The 18,592-nt window shown below is 70.0% G+C and carries 19 protein-coding genes; 16 read left to right on the plus strand and 3 right to left on the minus strand.

What is annotated here, in order from left to right:
- Positions 1–47 precede the first annotated feature (47 nt).
- Genes ACGFI7_RS39860 through ACGFI7_RS39870 form a run of 3 tightly spaced genes read right to left on the minus strand, consistent with a single transcriptional unit; the run spans position 48 to position 3,984 of the window.
- A complete protein-coding gene (locus tag ACGFI7_RS39860; protein ID WP_393414390.1) occupies positions 48–1,019 on the minus strand; it encodes an ABC transporter substrate-binding protein in 972 nt (323 codons plus the stop codon).
- On the minus strand, positions 1,016–2,932 hold the full coding sequence (locus tag ACGFI7_RS39865) for an ABC transporter permease (RefSeq protein ID WP_393414393.1): 1,917 nt from the start codon (positions 2,930–2,932) through the stop codon (positions 1,016–1,018). Before ACGFI7_RS39865 ends, ACGFI7_RS39860 begins: the two co-directional genes overlap by 4 nt.
- A complete protein-coding gene (locus tag ACGFI7_RS39870) occupies positions 2,929–3,984 on the minus strand; it encodes a glycine betaine/L-proline ABC transporter ATP-binding protein (RefSeq protein WP_393414396.1) in 1,056 nt (351 codons plus the stop codon). The genes ACGFI7_RS39865 and ACGFI7_RS39870 overlap by 4 nt, the downstream gene beginning before the upstream one ends.
- Positions 3,985–4,338: 354 nt before the next feature.
- Between ACGFI7_RS39870 and ACGFI7_RS39875 the strand changes: the two genes are divergently transcribed.
- The 16 genes from ACGFI7_RS39875 to ACGFI7_RS39950 all read left to right on the plus strand — a co-directional run bounded on the left by ACGFI7_RS39875 (position 4,339) and on the right by ACGFI7_RS39950 (position 18,326).
- Positions 4,339–7,218 (plus strand): nitrate- and nitrite sensing domain-containing protein, encoded by a 2,880-nt coding sequence (locus tag ACGFI7_RS39875; protein ID WP_393414399.1) that lies wholly within the window; start codon positions 4,339–4,341, stop codon positions 7,216–7,218.
- Positions 7,215–7,637: a roadblock/LC7 domain-containing protein gene (locus ACGFI7_RS39880; protein WP_393414402.1), complete on the plus strand. Its 423-nt coding sequence runs from the start codon at positions 7,215–7,217 to the stop codon at positions 7,635–7,637. The genes ACGFI7_RS39875 and ACGFI7_RS39880 overlap by 4 nt, the downstream gene beginning before the upstream one ends.
- Before the next feature lie 66 nt (positions 7,638–7,703).
- Positions 7,704–8,012 (plus strand): DUF742 domain-containing protein, encoded by a 309-nt coding sequence (locus ACGFI7_RS39885; protein WP_393414631.1) that lies wholly within the window; start codon positions 7,704–7,706, stop codon positions 8,010–8,012.
- Positions 7,993–8,580 (plus strand): ATP/GTP-binding protein, encoded by a 588-nt coding sequence (locus ACGFI7_RS39890; RefSeq protein ID WP_393414405.1) that lies wholly within the window; start codon positions 7,993–7,995, stop codon positions 8,578–8,580. Before ACGFI7_RS39885 ends, ACGFI7_RS39890 begins: the two co-directional genes overlap by 20 nt.
- Before the next feature lie 55 nt (positions 8,581–8,635).
- The gene (ffh, locus tag ACGFI7_RS39895; protein ID WP_393414408.1) at positions 8,636–10,192 is read left to right on the plus strand and encodes a signal recognition particle protein; all 1,557 of its coding nucleotides are present in this window, start codon (positions 8,636–8,638) and stop codon (positions 10,190–10,192) included.
- A 196-nt stretch (positions 10,193–10,388) separates the two neighbouring features.
- Positions 10,389–10,829: a 30S ribosomal protein S16 gene (gene rpsP / locus ACGFI7_RS39900; protein ID WP_393414411.1), complete on the plus strand. Its 441-nt coding sequence runs from the start codon at positions 10,389–10,391 to the stop codon at positions 10,827–10,829.
- A gap of 1 nt (position 10,830) precedes the next feature.
- On the plus strand, positions 10,831–11,076 hold the full coding sequence (locus tag ACGFI7_RS39905) for an RNA-binding protein (protein ID WP_148033779.1): 246 nt from the start codon (positions 10,831–10,833) through the stop codon (positions 11,074–11,076).
- 72 nt (positions 11,077–11,148) lie between these two features.
- Entirely contained in the window at positions 11,149–11,652 is a 504-nt protein-coding gene (gene rimM, locus ACGFI7_RS39910) for a ribosome maturation factor RimM (RefSeq protein ID WP_393414414.1), read from the plus strand.
- A complete protein-coding gene (trmD, locus tag ACGFI7_RS39915) occupies positions 11,649–12,428 on the plus strand; it encodes a tRNA (guanosine(37)-N1)-methyltransferase TrmD (RefSeq protein WP_393414417.1) in 780 nt (259 codons plus the stop codon). The genes rimM and trmD overlap by 4 nt, the downstream gene beginning before the upstream one ends.
- 138 nt (positions 12,429–12,566) lie before the next feature.
- Complete coding sequence (gene rplS, locus ACGFI7_RS39920) at positions 12,567–12,926, plus strand: 50S ribosomal protein L19 (protein ID WP_393414420.1); 360 nt, start codon at positions 12,567–12,569, stop codon at positions 12,924–12,926.
- A 142-nt stretch (positions 12,927–13,068) separates the two neighbouring features.
- Positions 13,069–13,956: a signal peptidase I gene (gene lepB / locus ACGFI7_RS39925; RefSeq protein ID WP_393414423.1), complete on the plus strand. Its 888-nt coding sequence runs from the start codon at positions 13,069–13,071 to the stop codon at positions 13,954–13,956.
- Positions 13,956–14,546, plus strand: a complete 591-nt coding sequence (lepB, locus tag ACGFI7_RS39930) for a signal peptidase I (RefSeq protein WP_393414426.1) — start codon at positions 13,956–13,958, stop codon at positions 14,544–14,546. Before lepB (ACGFI7_RS39925) ends, lepB (ACGFI7_RS39930) begins: the two co-directional genes overlap by 1 nt.
- A 39-nt stretch (positions 14,547–14,585) precedes the next feature.
- A complete protein-coding gene (locus tag ACGFI7_RS39935; protein ID WP_393414429.1) occupies positions 14,586–15,254 on the plus strand; it encodes a ribonuclease HII in 669 nt (222 codons plus the stop codon).
- A gap of 39 nt (positions 15,255–15,293) precedes the next feature.
- The gene (locus ACGFI7_RS39940; RefSeq protein ID WP_393153350.1) at positions 15,294–15,617 is read left to right on the plus strand and encodes a DUF2469 domain-containing protein; all 324 of its coding nucleotides are present in this window, start codon (positions 15,294–15,296) and stop codon (positions 15,615–15,617) included.
- A gap of 474 nt (positions 15,618–16,091) precedes the next feature.
- Positions 16,092–16,445, plus strand: a complete 354-nt coding sequence (locus ACGFI7_RS39945) for a YraN family protein (RefSeq protein ID WP_393414432.1) — start codon at positions 16,092–16,094, stop codon at positions 16,443–16,445.
- The gene (locus ACGFI7_RS39950; RefSeq protein WP_393414435.1) at positions 16,446–18,326 is read left to right on the plus strand and encodes an ATP-binding protein; all 1,881 of its coding nucleotides are present in this window, start codon (positions 16,446–16,448) and stop codon (positions 18,324–18,326) included. It begins immediately after the preceding gene.
- Positions 18,327–18,592: the final 266 nt, after the last annotated feature.

Genomic DNA, 18,592 nt, shown 5'->3' on the forward strand with positions numbered 1-18,592 from the left:
CGCCCGTGACCCCGGCACGGTGCGGGGTCACGGGTCTCAGGGGGAACTTACTTGGGGATCCAGGCCTGCCACTTGTCCGGGTTGGCCTCCACCCACTTCTTGGCGGCCTCCTCACCGGTCATGCCGCCGTTGGTCATGTCGTCGGACACCTGGTTCTGGTCCTCGTTGGTCCAGTTGAAGTTCTTGACCAGCTCGAACGCCTTGCCGCCGGTGTCGGCGAACTTCTTGCTGACGATCTTGTCGAGGTCCATCTCGGGGTAGTCGCAGGCGACCTTCTTCGGGTCGGCGTCACAGCCCTCGGTGTACTCCGGCAGCTTCACCCGGACCAGCTCGGTCTGGCTGAACAGCCAGTGCGGGTCCCAGAAGTAGAACAGCAGCGGCTTCTTCTGCGCCTGCGCCTGCTGGGCGCCCTTGATCAGCGCCGCCTCGCTGCCACCGGTGACGATCTTGTAGTCCAGCTTGAGGTTCTTGATGAGCGCGGCCTCGTTGCTGACGTACGACGGGTCGCCGAAGAGCAGCTGGCCCTTGCCACCCGACTCGGAGGTCTTGAACAGGTCGGCGTACTTGTTGAGGTTCTTCCAGTCGGTGATGTCGGGGTGCTCGTCGGCCATCCACTTGGGGATGTACCAGCCGATGACGCCCTTGTTGCCGGTCGAGCCCGCCTCGACGGCGACCTTCTTCTCCTCGATGTACTGCTTCTTGAGGTCCGGGTGCCCCCAGTTCTCGATGATGACGTCGACGTCGCCGGTCTCGAAGCCCTCCCAGGCGAGCTGCTCCTTGATCTCCGGCAGCTCGACGGTGTAGCCGAGCTCGTTCTTCAGCAGGTACGCCACCACGTTGGCGCTCGCCTCGTAGCCCACCCACGGATTGATCGCGATCTTCACGGTGCCGGCCGGGGCCGAGGCGGAGGCCGAGCCCTCGGGGGAGGCGGCGGTGGTCGCGCCGCCGTCGACCGTGGCTCCACCGCAGCCGGCGGCGAGCCCGAGCGTTAACAGGCCTGCGAGCAGGCGAATTCTCATGTGACTTTCCTCTTCCGGTGGAGCGAACGCCTGTCGGCGCCCTGCGTGATGCGGTCCAGCATGACTCCGAGCAGGACGGTCGCGACACCTGCGACGAAGCCCATGCCGAAGTCGGGGCGCTGGGAGAAACCGAGTACGACGTCGTAGCCGAGGGCGCCGGCCCCGACCAGCCCGCCGACGACCACCATGGCGAGCGTCAGCACGATCCCCTGGTTGGCGGCGAGCAGGATGGCGCGGCGGGCCATCGGCAACTGCACCTTCCGGAGGATCTGGCCGGACGTCGAGCCGGTGGAGGCGGCGGCCTCGATCACGGATGCGGGCACGTTCCTGATGCCGTCCTCGACCAGCCGGACGACGGGCGGCACGGCGTAGATGACCGAGGCGAAGATCGCGGTGAACCGGGTGGTGCCGAACAGGGCCAGCGCCGGCAGCAGGTAGACGAACGCGGGCATGGTCTGCGCCGCGTCCAGCAGCGGGCGCTGCACGGCGGAGAACCGCGCCGAGCGGGCCGCGGCGACGCCCAGCAGCACGCCGATGGCCAGGGTCGCGGCCACCGCGACGGCGACCGTGGTCAGCGTCCGCATGGAGTGCTCCCACGTGCCGAGCAGCGCGATGGCCAGCAGGCAGGCCAGCGCCGTCAGCGCCGGCCGCATCCCGCTCACCCGCCAGGCGACCACCAGCACCGCCGCGGCGACCAGCCACCACGGCGCGGTGGTGAACAGCGTCTCCAGCGGGTTGAGCAGGTAGATCGTGGTGGTGTCCTTGACGAACGTGGTGACGGTGTACCAGTTCGTCTCGGCCCAGAGCACGGCCTCGTTGATCGGCCGGGTGACGTTGACCGTGAGGTCCTCCGGCCACTCGCGCGGCAGGAACGCCGCGGTGACCAGCCCGGCGAGCGCCAGCGCCGCGGCGGCCGCCAGGTTGACGCGGCCGATGCGGCTGTGCGGATCGCGCCGGGCCACCGCGACCATCATCCGGTCCAGGACCACGGCCATGATCACGATCGCGATGCCCGCCGGGAGCATGATGCCGACCTGCGCCCTGGACAGGCCCCGGATGATGTCGGAGCCGAGGCCGGGGGCGGAGATCAGGTTGGCGATGACGACCATGGACAGCGCCATCATGATGGTCTGGTTGACCGCCAGCGCCATCGTGGAGCGCGCCAACGGCAGATAGACCTTGAACAGCGTCTGCGCCCTGGTGGCGCCCAGGGAGGCGGACGCCTCGACCGCGGTGGGGGAGACCTGCTCGATGGCCAGCGCGGTGATGCGGATCGCGGGCGGGATCGAGTAGATCATCGTGGCGATCACGCCGGCCGGGGCGCCGATGTGGAAGAACAGCGCGAGCGGCGCCAGATAGGCGAACGTCGGCATGATCTGCATGACGTCCAGCACCGGGGTGACGGCCTTGCGCACCCGCCCCGACATCCCCACCCAGATGCCCAGCGGCACGCCGATCGCCAGCGACAGCAGCACCGCCGCCGAGACCAGCGCGAGCGTCTCGACGCTCGACTCCCAGAGCCCGAACACGCCGAACGAGCAGAATCCGGCCACGGCCAGCAGCGCGACGCGCCAGCCGGCCGCGAGCCAGGCGAGCCCGCCCATGACCCCGATCAGCCCCGGCCACCCCATCGCGACCAGCACGGACTGGAAGAAGGTGTAGAGCGCGCCGACGAACAGGCGGATGTAGTTGAGGAAGTAGAGGAAGATCGGGTTGTCGTTGCGGTGGTCGTCGATCCACTCGCGTAACTCGGTGACCGCGGCGAACGGCGCCGCCTCGCTGTTGTGCGGCAGCGTGCCGGTGCCGCGGAAGGCGAGGTACGCGAGCGCGAACAGGGCGGCGATCCCCGCCGGGGCCACCCATCGCGGCAGCCCCAACCTGGAGGCCGCGGGGGTGACCGTCGTGCTGCTCATGCGCCGGCCCGTGCGGTCGCCGGGGTGTCCTGGCCGGAGAGGAAGGCGAGGATGTCCACCCGGTCGACCACTCCGGCCAGCTCCTCGCCGTCCATCACCCGGATCGGCCTGGAGGAGGCCGAGGCGGCGCCGACGGCTTCTCTGATCACCGTGTCGGCGGGCAGCTCGGGCCCGTCCAGCGGCTCGCCCTCCTCGGGCGGCCGGGCGATCCAGCGCAGCGTCAGCACGTGGCTCCTGGGCACGTCCCTGACGAAGTCGGCCACGTAGTCGTCGGCGGGCGCGCCCACCAGCTGCTCGGGGGTGCCGAGCTGGACGATCCTGCCGTCGCGCATGATCGCGATGCGCTCGCCCAGCTTGAGCGCCTCGGACAGGTCGTGGGTGATGAACACCATCGTCTTGCCGACCTCGCGGTGCAGGCGGATGACCTCGGCCTGCATGTCGCGCCGGATCAGCGGGTCGAGCGCGCTGAACGGCTCGTCGAAGAGCATCACCTGCGGGTCCACCGCGAGCGCGCGGGCCAGCCCGACGCGCTGCTGCATGCCCCCGGAGAGCTGGTCGGGGTAGGAGTCGGCGTGGCCTTCCAGGCCCACCAGCGACAGGATCTCCCTGGCCCGCTCGTGCCGGGCGGCCCTGGCCGCGCCCTGGATCTCCAGCCCGTACGCGACGTTGTCGATCACTCTGCGGTGCGGCAGCAGGCCGAAGTGCTGGAAGACCATGCTGACCTGGTGCCGGCGCAGGTCGCGGAGCTGGGCGGGGGAGGCGGCGGTCACGTCGGCGCCGCCGATCGTCACGCGGCCCGCGGTGGGTTCGATGAGGCGGGTGAGGCACCGTACGAGGGTGGACTTGCCGCTCCCGGACAGGCCCATGACGACGAAGACCTCGCCGGGGCGGACCTCGAAGCCGACATCCCTGACGGCGGCGGTGCAGCCGGTCTTCTCCCGGAGTACGGCGGGGTCCAGATGCTTGTCCTCGCTCGCCAGCACTCTCTCGGACTTGGGGCCGAAAATCTTCCAGAGCCCTTCGACCGCGATGGCCGCGTTGTCAGGGGACACCCGCACTCCTCGCCTTCTTGCCTAGGGGGCACAAGATATGGGTAGCGCAAAGCAAAACTCAACGATGTGACCGTTAGGAGACCTGTGTGCATCTGCGGTGTTACGTCCTTGGACCGTGCCAACCTCGCATCGGCGGACATAGCCGGGCGTAATGCAATATTTCTCGCCTTATGGTCTTCATAAGTGGAGCTCCAGGTTCTATGCTCATGCGTCACACTGCTTGACTTATGTCGCGTTATGGTCTCTTGGCTGGCCTAGCGCGGGTGTGTTCCAATTACCCGAGCTTGCATGGATTTCCCACAGGTCACACGAGACCTTGCATATACGCCGATCCAGGGCGAGAGGTTGCGTTCGGTGAGTACAGAGTTAGCAGAGCGGCCGCCGGAGGAAGGCAGGTGGCGGCTGCGCAACTGGCGCGTCCGCGCCCGGCTCGTCGCTCTGATCCTGGTGCCGACAGCCGCCGCCGTCCTGCTGGGCGGGGTCCAGGTGGTGGCCTCCACCGGAGCGGCCGAGGACTACGCCCGCATCAACCAGCTCGCCAGGCTCAGCGAGCAGGTCGGCGGTCTCACCCATGAGCTCTCCGGGGAACGCGCCAGGCTCTCCTGGTACATCGCCCGCAACCGGCCCCAGGCCCAGCTTCCCGACGTACGCGCCCAGATCGGCAGGACCGACGCCGCCATCCGCGAGGTCCGCCAGACCGCGAACGGGCTGGTCGGCGAGGTCACCGGCCGCACCGCCGACCAGATCGAGAACATGCTCAACCGGTTCGACGACCTGGCCGGGCTGCGCGACCAGGCCATCGAGGCCGACCTGCTCCCCACCGCCGCCGTCGAGCTCTACACCACGGTCGTCAACGACCTGCTCTCCATCCACAACGAGCTGATCAGCGGCAGCCAGGACGACGAACTGTTCCGTCAGGCCCGCATGCTCGACGCGCTGGCCCGTGCCAAGGAGAGCGTCTCCCTCCAGCAGGCCCTGCTCACCACCGCCCTGGTGGACGGCGCCTTCGCCCAGGAGCAGCTCAAGACCTTCCTCGGCGAGCTGTCGCGCGAGGAGAACCAGCGCGAGGCCTTCGCCGAGGAGGCCACCGCCGAGGAACGGCGCTTCTTCGACGAGACCGTCAACGGCCGCTCCGCCGACGACATGGTGTTCCTGCGCGAGCTCGTGCTCATCCGGGCCACCGCGGGCCAGACGCTGCGCGGGCTCAACCTCGCCGAGCGCGACGACGCCGGCCAGTGGTTCCAGGCGTCCACCACCGTCGTCGACGCCCTGCGCACGGTCGAGCAGCGCCAGGCCGCCGGCATCCTCACCCGCAGCGAGTCGCTCAGCTCCGCCGAGCAGCAGCGCGCGTACGTGATCGCGGGCGCGGTCATCGCCCTGCTCATCGCGGTCCTGGCGATCACCACCGGGGTGGCCCGCTCGCTGGTCCGCCCGCTGCGCCGGCTGCGCGCCGAGGCCCTGGAGATCGCCGGCCGGCGGCTGCCCGACTTCGTCCAGCACCTGCGCGAGTCCCGCGACGGCGCGGTCCACGCCGAGGTGCCGCCCATCGGGATCTTCTCCCGCGACGAGGTCGGCGAGGTCGCCCGCGCCTTCGACGAGGTCCACCGGGAGGCCGTCCGGCTGGCCGGCGACGAGGCCAGACTGCGCGCCAACGTCAACGCGATGTTCGTCAACCTGTCGCGGCGCAGCCAGACGCTGGTCGAGCGGCAGCTCACCCTCATCGAGCGGCTGGAGCGCGGCGAGCGCGACGACGACCGGCTGGCCGACCTGTTCAAGCTCGACCACCTGGCCACCCGCATGCGCCGCAACTCCGAGAACCTGCTGGTCCTGGCCGGCCAGGAGGCGGCACGCAAGTGGAGCCAGCCGGTCGAGCTGATGGACGTGGTCCGCGCGGCGCTGGGCGAGGTCGAGAGCTACGACCGCGTCGGCATCCAGGTCCAGTCGGACGCGGCCATCGCCGGGCAGGCCGTCAACGACGTCGTGCACCTGCTGGCCGAGCTGATCGAGAACGCCGTGTCGTTCTCCTCGCGGGACACCAAGGTCGTCATCTCCAGCAACCGCATCGACGGCGGCGGGCTCATGGTGGCCGTCACCGACCAGGGCATCGGGATGAGCCCGGAGGAGCTCGCCGAGGCCAACTGGCGCCTGGCCAACCCGCCGGTCGTGGACGTGTCGGTGTCGCGCCGGATGGGCCTGTTCGTGGTCGGCCGGCTGGCGCTGCGGCACAGCATCAAGGTGCAGCTGCGCCGCCAGGACGTGGGCGGGCTCACCGCCATGGTCCTGCTCCCCGAGATGCTGCTCACGCCCGTCCCCGGCGCCGCGGCCACCGGGACGCCGTTCCCGCAGGGCGCCTCCGCCCAGGACCCGCCGTCGTTCGCGCACGTGCCGATGCAGGCCAGCACCGCGCACCCGGGCATCGGCCACCCGTCCATGCCGGGCGCCGCGCACCCGTCGATGGACTCGGTCTCCGAGTCGTCGTGGTTCAGCTCGTCGTCCCAGTCGGGCGACGTCCCACGCGACCTCGCCGGCGCCGGGCCGCGCGGGTTCCTGTCGGACGACGGGTTCGGCGCCGCGCCGGCCGGCTTCCCCCCGGACGGCTCCTTCGTCGGCCCGCCGCGCGCTCCCCAGCAGGACGGCGGCTTCGTCACGGAGCTGCCGCGCCGCCTCCCGCCCGACAACGGGGTGACCGGTGGCGGCCTGCCGCGCCGCCTGCCGGCGGAGGACGCCCCGCCGCGGGACGACTACCTGCCGATCTACTCCTCGATGGAGTCGAGCCCGGAGGTGTCGAGCTGGTTCACCAAGCCCGCCTTCCACGACCGGCCGGACGCCCGGCCCGAGCCGGACCCCGCCTGGTCGTCCGGCGACTCCTGGTCGGCGCAGGGTGACACCGCCGCGATCCCCAAGGTGGACCTCTCCACCCCGCCGCCCACCCCGCCGCCCGCCCCGCCGCCCGTCCCGTCCCCGGGCCCGCCTCAGGGCGGCCGCTGGTCCTCGCCCGCCGACCAGGGCTGGCAGGCCGCCGGCGCGGCACGCGAACCGGCGCTCGGCGGCCTGACCAGCTCCGGGCTGCCCAAACGGACGCCCAAGGCCAACCTCGTACCGGGCGCCGCCGCGCCGGCCCCGCCCCCGGTGCCCGCGCCTCCGGTGTCCCCCGACCGACTCCGCAACAGGCTCTCCAGTTACCAGCAGGGCGTGCGCAAGGGGCGCGCCGAGCTCGACGAGGAGGACCGATGAAGGATCTGAGCCAGGCGGCCAGGGACGTCAACTGGCTGGTGTCCAACTTCGTGGAGGAGGTGCCCGGCGCCGCGCACGCGGTGGTCGTCTCGGCCGACGGGCTGCCGATGGCCTTCTCCCGCGGCTTCCCGAAGGACCGGGCCGACCAGCTGTCGGCCATCGCCGCCGGGCTGGTCAGCCTGACCCAGGGCTCGGCACGGGTCTTCGAGGGCGGCGACGTCGTGCAGACGTTGGTGGAGATGGAACGCGGCCTGCTCCTGGTGATGTCGATCAGCGACGGATCCTGCCTGGCGGTGCTGGCCGCGCCCGATTGCGACATGGGCCTGGTGGCCTACCAGATGACGGTCCTGGTCGAACGTGCGGGACAGGTGCTCACGCCGGACGTGCGCGCGGAACTGTCGTCAGCGCGGCCGTGGTGATGGGAGTAGACGGTGGCATCGTGGCATGGCGGGGAGCCGGAGCCCGAGCGCAGCTCGTTGGTCAGGATGTACGCCGTCACGGGCGGCCGTACGCGCAGCACGCTCGCGATGGAGGCGCTCGTCTCGTCGGCGACGTCCATCCAGCTCGGCCACACCTACACACGTGAGTACCGGCAGATCAGCGACCTGTGCCGGCAGGTGAGGTCGGTCGCGGAGATCTCCGCGCTGCTGGCCATGCCGCTGGGCGTGGCCCGGGTGCTGGTCGCCGACATGGAGGCGGAAGGGCTGGTCAGGGTGTACCAGCCGCAGTTGGACGCAGGCAAGCCGGACAGGAGCCTGCTCGAAAGGGTGCTCAGTGGACTTCGCAGGCTCTAGCCCCGGGCTCACCTCGACGAAGATCGTCGTGGCGGGCGGGTTCGGCGTGGGCAAGACGACGTTCGTGGGGGCGGTGTCCGAGATCATGCCGCTGACCACGGAAGCGGTGATGACGGACGCGTCGGCCGGGGTGGACGACGTGTCGCTCACCCCGAACAAGACGACCACGACCGTGGCCATGGACTTCGGCCGCGTGTCGCTGGACCGCGACCTGATCCTCTACCTGTTCGGCACCCCGGGCCAGCACCGGTTCTGGTTCATGTGGGACGACCTGGTGCGCGGCGCGATCGGGGCCGTGGTGCTGGTCGACACGCGCCGGCTGGCCGACAGCTTCCCCGCGATCGACTACTTCGAAGAGGCCCAGCTTCCGTTCATCGTGGGCATCAACGGCTGGGACGGCCAGTACCCGCACGGCGACAACGAGGTCCGCGACGCGCTCACCCTCGCGCCGCACATCCCGCTCATCAGGCTGGACGCCCGCTCCAAGGACTCGGTCAAGGGCGCTCTGATCCACCTGGTCGAGCACGCCTTGTCGGTCCGGATGGCCGTGCCAGGCTGGAACGGCTAGCGAAGCGGATAGGCTGAGAGCAGACCCACATTCGCTTCGAGGACTGGCCAACCACGTGTTCGAGACGCTTTCCGACCGGCTGACATCGGTCTTCTCCTCCCTCCGATCCAAGGGTCGGCTGTCCGACGCCGACATCGACGCGACCACCCGCGAGATCCGCATCGCGCTGCTCGAGGCCGATGTCGCGCTCCCGGTGGTCAAGGCGTTCGTCGCCCGGGTCAAGGAACGCGCACGCGGGGCGGAGGTCTCGCAGGCGCTCAACCCGGCGCAGCAAGTCGTCAAGATCGTCAACGACGAGCTGATCGAGATCCTCGGCGGCGAGACGCGCAGACTCCGCTACGCCAAGACGCCGCCCACGGTGATCATGCTCGCCGGCCTCCAGGGTTCCGGCAAGACCACGCTGGCGGGCAAGCTCGCCACGTGGCTGCGCGAGCAGGGCCACGTGCCGCTGCTGGTCGCCGCCGACCTCCAGCGCCCCAACGCGGTGCAGCAGCTGCAGGTGATGGGCGAGCGCGCGCGGGTCGCCGTGTACGCCCCCGAGCCCGGCAACGGCGTCGGCGACCCGATCGACGTCGCCCGCCGCTCGATCGACGAGGCCAGGCGCCAGCAGCACGACATCGTCATCATCGACACCGCCGGTCGTCTCGGCATCGACCAGGAGATGATGCGGCAGGCCGCCGACATCCGCGACGCGGTCACCCCCGACGAGATCCTGTTCGTGGTCGACGCCATGATCGGCCAGGACGCCGTGACCACGGCCCAGGCGTTCATGGACGGCGTCGGCTTCGACGGCGTGGTGCTCACCAAGCTCGACGGCGACGCCCGCGGCGGCGCGGCCCTGTCGGTGCGTCACATCACCGGCCGCCCGATCATGTTCGCCTCCACCGGCGAGAAGATCGAGGACTTCGACGCCTTCCACCCCGACCGGATGGCCTCGCGGATCCTCGACATGGGCGACATTCTCACCCTGATCGAGCAGGCCCAGAAGACGTTCGACGAGGAGCAGGCCGCCAAGATGGCGGGCAAGCTCACCTCGGGCGAGAACTTCACGCTCGAGGACTTCCTCGAGCAGATGATGATGGTCCAGAAGATGGGGCCGATCAAGAACCTGCTCGGCATGATGCCCGGCATGGGGCAGATGCGCGACCAGATCAACTCGATCGACGACCGCGACCTCGACCGCATCGCCGCCATCATCCGCTCCATGACCCCGGCCGAGCGCCAGGACCCGAAGATCCTCAACGGTTCCCGGCGGGCCCGCATCGCCAACGGCTCCGGCACGACCGTCAGCGCCGTCAGCAACCTCGTCACCCGCTTCTTCGAGGCCCAGAAGATGATGAAGCGGATGGCCGGCGGCATGGGCATCCCCGGCATGCCGGGCGGCAAGGGCAAGGGAGCCAAGGCGGCGAAGAAGGCCAAGAAGGGGCGGCGCGTGAGCGGCGACCCGCGCAAGGCCGCGCTGGGCAAGGCCACCCCGGCCGAGCAGCCCGCCGAGCCCAAGAAGGGCGGCGCGCTGGGCAACCTCGGAGGGCTCGGCGGCAAGCTGCCCCCCGGGGTCGAGCTGCCCCCCGGCTTCGACCCGTCGAAGCTGCGGCTGCCCGGCCAGAAGTAATCTTCGCGCCGGTGGGCGTGTGGGTCCCGGGCACTGCCTGGTGTCTGGCACAATGACATGTTGGAACACCGTGACCAGGCGGGTGCCCTCTCACCTCCCGCAGGCCGCGTTTGTCCCTTGAGCGGTCTCGCATCGTGCCCCACTCGGTGCGGAGTCCGCTCGCTCGTGCTCTGTGAACGCAGGAGAGACCACACCCGTGGCAGTCAAGATCAAGCTCAAGCGGCTCGGTATGATCCGCAACGCTCAGTACCGCATCGTCGTCGCCGACAGCCGCACCAAGCGTGACGGCCGGGCGATCGAGGAGATCGGGCTTTACCACCCGAAGGAAAACCCTTCGCGCATCGAGGTCAACGGTGAGCGTGCGGCCTACTGGCTGGGTGTCGGCGCGCAGCCGACCGAGCCGGTGCTCAAGCTGCTCAAGCTCACCGGCGACTGGCAGAAGTTCAAGGGCGAGCCCGCCCCGGCGCCGCTGAAGGTCGCCGAGCCGGCCGCCGACCGGCACGCCGTCTACGAGGCCGCGGCCAAGGAGGCCCTGGCCGGTGGCGACACCGGCACGACCGCCACCACGCCGCGGAAGTCCAAGAAGAAGGACGAGGCCGAGGCCGTCGCCGAGACCCCGTCCGAGGGCGAGGGCTGACGTGCTCGAGGAGGCCCTCGAGCACCTCGTGAAGGGCATCGTCGAACATCCCGACGATGTCCGGGTCCGCGCACGCCGCATCCGCAGCGGGCGCGTCCTGGAGGTCCGGGTGCACCCTGACGACCTGGGCAAGGTCATCGGCCGCGGCGGGCGCACCGCCAAGGCTCTGCGCACGGTCGTCAACGCCCTGGCCGACGGGAAGTACGTCCGGGTCGACCTGCTCGACCTGCACGAAGCAGTCCGTTAGCGTCAGGATTCGCGCGCCCTCATCGGTCAACGCCGGTGGGGGCGCTCGTGGTTTCGGAGAGGAAAGGTCCACGTGCAGTTGGTCGTCGGCCGGATCGGCCGCCCCCACGGAGTGCGCGGTGAGGTCACCGTGGAGGTGCGCACCGACGATCCAGGGCTGCGCTTCGCCGTGGGCAACGCCCTGGCCACCGACCCGCCGGGGCGCGGGCCGCTGGTGGTCGAGGGCGGCCGCTGGCACAAGGGTGTCCTGCTGCTGTCCCTGGCCGGCGTCACCGACCGCGGCCAGGCCGAGGAGCTGCGCGGCACCATGCTCGTCATCGACTCGTCCGAGATCGAGCCGTCCGACGACCCCGACGAGTTCCACGACCACCAGCTCATCGGGCTCACGGTGGAGACCGTCGGCGGCGAGACGGTCGGCGAGGTGGGCGACGTGCTCCACCACGGCCAGGACCTGCTCGTCGTGCGGCGCGGAGGCGGCCACGATGACGTCCTCGTCCCGTTCGTGAAGGCGCTGGTCCCCGTCGTGGACCTGGAGGGCGGCAAGCTCGTCGTCGACCCGCCGGAAGGGCTGCTGTGAGGCTCGACATCATCTCGATCTTCCCCGAGTACTTCGCGCCGCTCGACGTCTCGCTGATCGGCAAGGCGCGCCGGCGCGGCACCCTCGACGTGCGCGTCCACCAGCTCCGCGACTGGGCCCACGACGTGCACAGGACCGTCGACGACACGCCGTACGGCGGCGGCCCCGGCATGGTGATGAAGCCGGAGGTGTGGGGCGAGGCCATCGACGACGTGATCGGCGACGGCGCCCCCCGGATGATCGTCCCGACGCCCAGCGGCCGGCCCTTCACCCAAGAGCTCGCCCAGGAGCTCGCCCAGGAGGAGTGGCTGCTGTTCGCGTGCGGCCGCTACGAGGGCATCGACTCGCGGGTGATGGCCGATTACGGCGCGCGGCTGCGCGTCGACGAGGTCAGCATCGGCGACTACGTGCTGGCCGGCGGCGAGGTCGCGGTCCTGGTGATGGCGGAAGCCGTCGGCCGGCTGCTGCCCGGCGTGCTGGGCAACTCCTGCTCCGCCGTCGACGACTCCTTCGCGCCCGGGGCCATGCGCAACCTGCTCGAAGGCCCGGTCTACACCAAGCCGCCCGTCTGGCGCGGGCACGAGGTGCCGGACGTGCTGCTGTCCGGCCACCACGGCAAGGTCGCCCGGTGGCGCCGTGACCAGGCGTTGCGCCGTACCGTCGCGAACCGCCCCGAGCTGGTCGCGGCGATCGACCCCGAGTCGCTCGACAAGCACGACCGGCGGCTCCTCGACGAGCTGGCGTTTCGCGTCCCTCCGCAAGATGTGGCAAACTGAAGCGTCGCCAACTGTCATGCGGTTGGTCCAGCATGCCCGGGAGAGCCTCCCGGGTTCACCGAATCAGCAGGCGCGTCCGCCAAGAGCTCAGGCCGGGTGGACCTCCGCGTGCTCGCGAGACTTGAGGAAGCATCTCACATGCACACGAAGATCCAGGAGCTCGAGAAGGCCAACCTCCGCAGCGACGTGCCGGCGTTCCGCCCCGGTGACACGCTCGAGGTTCACGTACGCGTCGTCGAGGGCAACCGGTCCCGCGTCCAGGTCTTCAAGGGGTTCGTCCTGCGCCGCCAGGGCAGCGGCGCCCGCGAGACCTTCACCGTCCGCAAGGTCAGCTACGGCGTCGGCGTCGAGCGCACCTTCCCGGTGCACAGCCCGGTGATCGAGAAGATCGTCGTGGCCACCCGGGGCGACGTCCGCCGCGCCAAGCTCTACTACATGCGCGACCTGCGCGGCAAGGCGGCCCGCATCCGCGAGAAGCGCGAGACGCCCGTCAAGTAAGCCGGGCGTGACCGAACGGCCTGCCCTGCCGGGCGGGCCGTTCCGTCTTTGCGGGGGCCTTTCCTTTATGTGGAGCGACTCGTGCCCGATGTAACGTCGGTCCAGGCTTGTCGAGCCGACACATCATCTAGGCTCATCATCGATGACTAGCGAGAGCCAGGAGCACGGCGCGGCGCGCCGCCCTGTCGAGGACGAGGTGGACGTGGTCGCCGAAGAGACTCACCAGCCGGCCCGGGACGAGAAACCCGAGCAGGACGAGCAAGACGGCAAGACCGAGAAGAAGGGCTCCTTCTGGAAGGAGCTCCCCGTCCTGGTCGTCGTCGCGCTGGCGCTCGCCCTGATCATCAAGACCTTCGTGATCCAGGCGTTCTACATCCCCTCGGAGTCGATGGAGAACACCCTGCTCACCAACGACAGGGTCCTGGTCAACAAGCTCGTCTACCACACCCGCGACATCGAGCGCGGCGACGTGGTGGTCTTCTCCGGCGTCAACTCCTGGGACGGCGAGTTCGAGCTGGAGGAGCCTGGCAACCCGGTCGAGGGCTTCTTCCGGTGGGTCGGCACCGCGTTCGGCATCGTCCCTGGCGAGAAGGACTACATCAAGCGCGTCATCGGCATCGGCGGCGACCACGTCGAGTGCTGTGACAAGCAGCACCGCATCACCGTCAACGGCGTGCCGCTCGACGAGTCGTCCTACCTCTATCCGGGCAACCTGCCGTCCCGTGAGAAGTTCGCGGCCGACGTGCCGCCCGGCCACCTGTGGGTGATGGGCGACCACCGGCAGGTCTCGATGGACTCGCGCTCCCACACCGGCGACCCCGGCGGCGGCGCCATCCCGGAGAGCCAGGTCATCGGGCGGGCGTTCGTCATCGTCTGGCCGTTCTCCCGGGCCGCCACCATCCCCATTCCCGAAACGTTCGCACAGCCCGCGCTCCAGGCGCTCAGCGGGGCGACCCCGCTGGTCTCCGGGTTCGCGCTGGCCGTCCCCCTGGTTCTGGTCCGTCGGCGCTGGCTGCGGAGGAAGCGCTGATGGCCGCCACTGATAAGGCGGAGTCGTTGGAGAAGAAGAAAAAGGGTGGCTTCCGCGAGACCATCCTCCTGCTGATCACGGGCATCGGCATCGCCCTGCTGCTGCAGGCCTTCGTGGTCGGATCGTTCTACATCCCCTCGGAGTCGATGGAGAACACCCTGCAGATCAACGACAGGGTGTTCGTCAACAAGCTCGCCGGGCCGCCCGGCCGCGGCGACATCGTGGTGTTCAAGGGCTGGAACGGCGAAGACACGATCAAGCGGGTCATCGGCGTCGGCGGTGACCAGGTCAAGTGCTGCGACTCCAAGCGCCGCATCACCATCAACGGCAAGCCGCTCGAGGAGTCGTCCTACCTCTACCCCGACGACTACCCCTCGGGTGACAAGTTCGACGTGAAGGTGCCCCCGGGCAAGCTCTGGCTGATGGGCGACCACCGCAGCGCCTCCGCCGACGCGCGCAGCCACATGGAGGAGCCCGGCGGCGGGTTCATCGCGGTCGAGGACGTCATCGGCACGGCCGTGGTCCGCTACTGGCCGCTCGGCCGCGGCACGATCTTCACCAAGCCCGACAGCTTCGCACAAGTCGAGTAGTCGCGGTTTGCGCCGGATGGGGCGTACGCTTCGTGTGTCATGACAGTAGCGTTCCGCCCTCGACCGAGCGTGGTCCGGCGTGACTCCGGACTCTACGCCTATGAGCGGGCGCTGGCCCGCCGCGGCCTCACCCCCATCGCCGGAGTGGACGAGGCCGGCCGTGGCGCGTGCGCCGGCCCGCTGGTCGTCGCCGCCGTCATCCTGCGCAAACCGATCGCCGGGCTGGGCGACTCCAAGCTGCTCACGCCCGCCGTGCGGGAGCGGCTGCACGACCAGATCATGGCCACCGCGCACGTCGGCGTCGTCGTCATCCCACCAGAGGTCATCGACGCCAGGGGGCTGCACAAGTGCAACGTGGCGGGAATGCGGCGGGCGGTCGCGCAGTTGACCTGTGATCCGGGATACGTCCTCACCGACGGATTCCCGGTGCCGGGTCTGCCGGCGCCGTCGCTGGCGGTCTGGAAGGGGGACCAGGTGGCCGCCTGCGTGGCGGCCGCGTCGATCGTGGCGAAGGTGACGAGGGACCGGATGATGACGGCGCTCGACGAGAGCTACCCGCAGTACGGCTTCGCCGAGCACAAGGGGTACGTCACACCACAGCACCGCCTCGCACTCGAAACGCACGGCCCGTGCCCGCACCACCGTTACTCCTTCGTCACGGTGGCCAGGGGGATGGGCGAGAATGAAATGGGGGCCGGGGTTGCCTGATCAGGCACGCCGGGGGACCGGTACGACAGGAGGACCGCGATGAGCGCAGAGGATCTCGAAAAGTACGAGACCGAGATGGAGCTGCAGCTTTACCGCGAATACCGCGATGTCGTCGGCTTGTTCACCTACGTGGTGGAAACGGAGCGGCGGTTCTACCTGACGAACACGGTCGACCTGGACGTACGCACGGCGGAGAACGGAGACGTGTTCTTCGACGTCAAGATGCAGGACGCGTGGGTGTGGGACATGTACCGGCCCGCGCGGTTCGTGAAGAACGTCCGTGTGGTGACGTTCAAGGACGTCAACGTCGAGGAACTCGCCAAGGCCGACCTGGAGATGCCCAAGGAGGGGTTCTCGGGGTGATGGCGTGACAGGGTGAGGGGGAGGGGCGCGAGCTGATCGCGCCCCTTTCGTTTGCCGATCGTCTGTCCGTGCGGCAACCGTCAGCCCCCTGGCCCTCCGGCCTCGGTCTCCGCATCTCTCGCCGACTGCGCCTCGTGGGCCTCCTACACCACCGCCCGCACCGACCTGCACCACCTCCACTCTCTGCACCACCTCCACTTCCTCGCCCCCTTCACCCTGGTATGGGCCCGCTGGATCTGGTGGGCCGGTGAGACCGACGGATTGGGCGGCGGGAACGTTGGCTGTGGACCAGGAACTGTCGTCGGCGGGTGCGGTCCGGTCGGCCGTCGGCGGGCCTTTCTTGGAGGCCGTTCGGCGGTCGGCGGGCTTGTTGTCCACAGGAGCCCGCCAACTGATCCAGGTTGTCCCCAGAACCACGCTCGGGCCCTAGCCCCACACCCCTCGTAAGCCAAGGTCAGTGCCCGGAGGTGGCACATGGCCGCGAAGAACGAACTCGGCAGACACGGCGAGCAACTCGCCGCTGACTACCTACGCGCCGAGGGCATGACCATCATCGAGCGCAACTGGCGCTGCCGCCACGGTGAGATCGACATTCTCGCCGAGGACGGCTCCACCCTGGTGGTGGTCGAGGTCAAGACCCGCTCGGGCGCATCACACGGCACGGCGCTGGAGTCCGTGCGCCCGGCCAAGCTGGCCCGCCTGCGTGCCCTGGCGGCCAAGTGGTTGTCCGCCCAGGCAGGCACGTACGCCACGGTCAGGATCGACGTGATCGCCCTGGAGCGCTTCGCGGGCGACTACTCACTGCGTCACGTACGGGGGGCGTCCTAGATGGCAGTCGCCCGCACCCGCAGCGTCGCCCTGGTCGGCGTCACCGGCAGCTCGGTGGAGGTGGAGGCCGACGTCGGCAACGGCCTTGCCGGCATCCACCTCATCGGGCTGCCCGACACGGCGCTGAGCGAGGCCAGAGAGCGTGTCCGCTCGGCAGTGGTCAACAGCCACTTCCCATGGCCCGACGCCCGCATCACGGTCAGCCTCTTCCCCGCCAGCGTCCCCAAGCGCGGCAGCCAGTTCGACTTGTCCATCGCGATGGCGATCCTGGGCGCCGCGGGCGTGGTCCCGGCGGCTCAGATCGCTGCCCCGTTCTTCCTCGGCGAGCTCGGCCTCGACGGACGGCTGCGTCCGGTGCGCGGCGTGCTCCCGTCCGTGCTGAGCGCGGCCAAGCAGGGCGACGACATCACGGTCGTCGTCCCGGCGGCCAACGCCGCCGAGGCCGCCCTGGTGCCCGGCGTCCGGGTGGTTCCGGCACCCGACCTGCGCCGCCTTGTCGAATGGCTCCGCGCTGGCGCCTTCCCGACGTACTCACCCGAAGAGTTCGAGCCCGCCCGGTTCCCCCGACCTGCAGCGGCCGGCTCCCCATCATCGCCGGACCGAGTCGACCAGCACGGCCGCCCGCGGTGGCCGTCCGACGAACGCGGCCAACAGACACGACCGCCCGGCGAACACGGCCAACAGACACGACCGCCTGGCGAACGCGGCCACCCGACACGGCTGCCCAGCGACCGCGGCCACCCCGCACGACCGTCCGGGGAACGTGATCACCCGGCACGACCGTCCGAGGACCGCGGCCACTCGTCGGGGGAGCATCCGGTATCACCGGAGGGATCCGGGCAGCGCGGCAACTCCACCACTCACGACCGGCCCAGGACACCCATCCTGGGCGCCCACCCCCTGTCGCCAACCCCTCAGCCCCACGCCGACCTGTCCGACGTCGTCGGCCAGCCGATGGCCAGGCGGGCTCTGGAGGTCTGCGCCGCGGGCAACCACAACCTCTGGATGCTCGGCCCGCCCGGCACCGGCAAGACCCTCCTGGCCGAGCGCCTGCCCACCCTGCTCCCCGACCTGGAGCTCGATCACGCCCTGGAAGTCACGGCCATCCACTCCGTCGCCGGAGCGCTCCCGCCCGACAGCCCCATGGTCTTCCGGCCGCCGTTCATCAGCCCCCACCACACTGCCACGACGCCGGCCATCGTCGGCGGTGGCAGCTCGGTGGTCCGTCCCGGGGCGGTCTCGCTGGCCCACAGGGGCATCCTCTTCCTGGACGAGGCGCCGGAGTTCCAGTCCCACGTGCTCGACTCGCTGCGCCAGCCTTTGGAGTCCGGGCAGGTGACCGTGTCCCGCTCGATCGGCTCGGTCACCTTCCCCGCCCGCTTCATCCTCGTCCTGGCGGCCAACCCCTGCCCCTGCGCCCAACCACAGGACAAGAGCGGAGACTGCGCCTGCTCACCCACCACCCGCCGCCGCTACCTGGGCAGGCTCTCCGGCCCGCTGCTCGACCGCATCGACATGAAGGTCACCATGGCCCGCTCATCCCGGCGCGAGCTCATGGCCGACCGCCAGTTCGTCGAGACCAGCAAGACCGTGGCCGAGCGCGTCCTCGCAGCCCGCGCCCGCGCCGCCGAACGCCTCGCCGGCACCCCGTGGCGGACCAACGCCGAGATCCCCTCCGCCGCCCTGCACTCCCGGTTCCGACCGTCCGACGCCGCCATGAAGCCCATGAACAGCTGCCTCGACTCCGGCTCCCTGAGCGCCCGCGGCCTCGACCGCGTGGTCCGAGTCGCCTGGACACTCGCGGACTTGGCAGGCAAATCCCGCCCCGACGAGACCGAAACCTCCGCCGCCCTCGCCCTCTGGCACGGCCTCGACCCATAACGCGCCATCCCCGCCCTCGGACTCCGCTGCACAACAGGTGCCTGTGCTGGATGTGCTCGTACCGGGTGCTATGTGCCTGACACAAGCACCCGGCGCGTAGGTACAGGCGGCGTTCAGTGCAGTGCGCATCCGCGACGTCCGTACTGCGCGTAACCCTGTCTGCGGCCTGCGGGCCTTCGCTGGTCGGCCTCGGATCCGGCCTTGACCTGTGATCTTTTACCGCTCCTGTATGTCCATTTCCGGAGGAATCACATGAACACTCCTGA

It is taken from the genome of Nonomuraea sp. NPDC048826, assembly GCF_043198225.1.
Classification (GTDB): domain Bacteria; phylum Actinomycetota; class Actinomycetes; order Streptosporangiales; family Streptosporangiaceae; genus Nonomuraea.